The organism is Oleiphilus sp. HI0117, assembly GCF_001635235.1.
Genome location: NZ_LWGA01001023.1, coordinates 1 through 2,478, shown reverse-complemented (window position 1 = coordinate 2,478; position 2,478 = coordinate 1). Strand labels below are relative to the sequence as shown.

General features: G+C 44.8%; 3 protein-coding genes. All 3 read left to right on the top strand.

Going from position 1 to position 2,478, the window contains the following annotated elements:
- On the top strand, positions 1-585 hold a 585-nt coding region (locus A3757_RS18330), incomplete at its 5' end, for a GNAT family N-acyltransferase (protein WP_156506403.1).
- 159 nt (positions 586-744) lie between these two features.
- Complete coding sequence (locus tag A3757_RS18325) at positions 745-1,383, top strand: hypothetical protein (RefSeq protein ID WP_068514174.1); 639 nt, start codon at positions 745-747, stop codon at positions 1,381-1,383.
- A 21-nt stretch (positions 1,384-1,404) separates the two neighbouring features.
- Complete coding sequence (locus tag A3757_RS18320; protein WP_231872162.1) at positions 1,405-2,241, top strand: crotonase/enoyl-CoA hydratase family protein; 837 nt, start codon at positions 1,405-1,407, stop codon at positions 2,239-2,241.
- Positions 2,242-2,478 lie beyond the last annotated feature (237 nt).

The window sequence follows — 2,478 nt, the reverse complement described above, 5'->3', positions numbered from 1 at the left end:
GGACTCACTCATGTTGAGCAGGTCATTGACCAATATGACCACAACTCGACACACCTGCTCCTTCAAGAGAATAGCAGCAGACAATATATTGCCTGCATACGTATCAGCCACTCAGTTGAAAGCTTATCAGCGCAACCCACCTTGCCCTGCCAAAGGGCAAACTCCTGCTCACTAGGGTTTATCGATCAGGTATTTTCCTCTGGATGCCATTTATCTTTGTGCGAAATATCTCGACTTAGCATCAACCCCGAGTATTGCGACACCGAAGCCAAAAAGTACAGTTTTTCAGAAGCAATGTATCTGGCAGCCTTCTCTCTTGCACGTTTACGCTTCGATGACCGAATTTTACTTTCGCTCCCCTGCAACGAATTCAAACGCTTACGAGCTCGCGGCCTCCAGCTAGAGCAGACCACGAACAAGCTGAACAGCGATAGTGAAGACTTATTCTGGCTCTCCAGTGAATCCGGTATTCTGGATAACAGCCCCGCTTATGATCTTTATCAACATATTCTCGGCTGTATTACTCATCAACTCAATCAACCTCTTTTAGATGGCGATGACCTTATCGCTAATGAGGGAGTCTAAGCAAAACATAACAAGTTCGTCCGTCATGGCAGCTTATGTTACCGATGTATAATCTTCCATATCACAAATGCTACCTATTAGTTATTCATAAGTTTGAGGGTTTCAGCTAGACTCTTATTTTTATCTCGTCTCGCATTACTCTTTACTTAAGGAGCCATCGTGGATCTAATCGAAGCTCGATCTATGCAAGCCAAGTGCATACTCAATCTGATGACAGTTGTCGCCAAAGACAACCTTTCAATTACGCAAAGGGAAGATCTACCAGAAAAAGCCTACGATATTGGCTGCCTAGTGGGAATGCTTGAAGGCGAGATTTTCAAGATCGTCAAAAGTCGCAGTAGCATCGTCGACGACCTTCCTTTTAAAGATAAAATCCTCGAACAATTTGTGAACGGCGTAACTGTAGTTATTCATCGCTTGCTGCTCGACGAAAATCAGGACCAACTCGCTCAAGATCAAGCACGCCTTGATCGACTTCGACAAGAACTAAAACAAAATCTAGAACATACAGAAACCCTCCTGGAAAATGCTACTCGCCTTGAAAGTGCACTTAGCAATAATGCTTTATATCGTGACTCGGCAGAGGTCTTATCAACCTTCCAAAGCAATGTCGCGACCATGCAGAACATGTATCAGGTTAAGGCTCAAGAACATGAGATGTTAAATATACTTGTCGACAAGAATGAAGCCTTACTGCTACAAACCGACCACTCACTGTCAGCACTGCCAAAGCTAAGTGATGCCAGCAAACTAGTCGACCTCAAACAAGAATTTCTCCGTATTGAGCAAGACACATAGAAACTGTATTACGGGCCAAGCATGACCAACCTAATCGACCTTTCGCACAATATGCAAACCTTTAAAGAGCTACGCGTTCAACAAGACGGGCACGTCTTGCTTGTCTCGTTGAATAGACCTGATATTCACAATGCGATGTCTCACGAAGCAATGGTTGAAGAAATCGAGCGTGTATGCGATTTAGCAAACAATAACAGCGAAATTCGCGTCATGGTGCTGACCGGAGAAGGAAAGAGTTTCTGCGCCGGCGGCAATGTCAAAGATATGCTCAATAAAACTGATATGTTTGGCGGCAATAAAGAAGAAATAGAACAAAGCTATAAAAACGGAATTCAGCGTATTCCTTTGTCCTTATGGAATATCGAGATCCCCGTTATTGCCGCCGTAAATGGCGCCGCAGTCGGTGCAGGCTGTGACCTGGCAATGATGTGCGATATTCGCATCGCTTCCGATAAAGCCCGCTTTGCCGAAAGCTTTGTCAAACTTGGCATCATTCCGGGAGACGGCGGCGCGTGGTTCTTGCCAAGAATTATTGGCATAGCAAAAGCCAGCCAAATGGCACTGACTGGCGATATGGTTGATGCTCAAACAGCGCTATCTTGGGGGATGGTGTCTGAGTGCATCGAAACTTCAAACATGCTTGAGCGCGCACTTTCAATCGCACATAGCATCGCTTCAAACCCGCCTCTTGCCGTTCGAGCCACTAAGAAGCTACTACGTCAAAGTGAACGACTCAAATTACCTGAAATGCTAGACCAATGTGCAAAAGTTCAAGCTGGTCTGCATCAAACAGAAGATCACTTAGAGGCAGTGAAAGCTTTACTAGAAAAACGCGCTGGGCAATATCACGGGCACTAAAGCAGTAAGTTTTAGGTCTTCTTATGCAAGAGAGGCCATCACCACTATTTTGGAAAAATTTAGCCAATGGAAACTCTTTCTATTTTCGGCGTTTTTCAAGGTAGTTGTCGCCTGAGCATTTAAGCTGCTTGTTTTTCCTTCTCCGGGTTCAACTTAACGTCACCCACTTTCTCCCAGTTCCGCGTAGCTTTTGACCACCTTATTTGGTTCTTTCTTTTCATCTTGCGATAAAGCTCA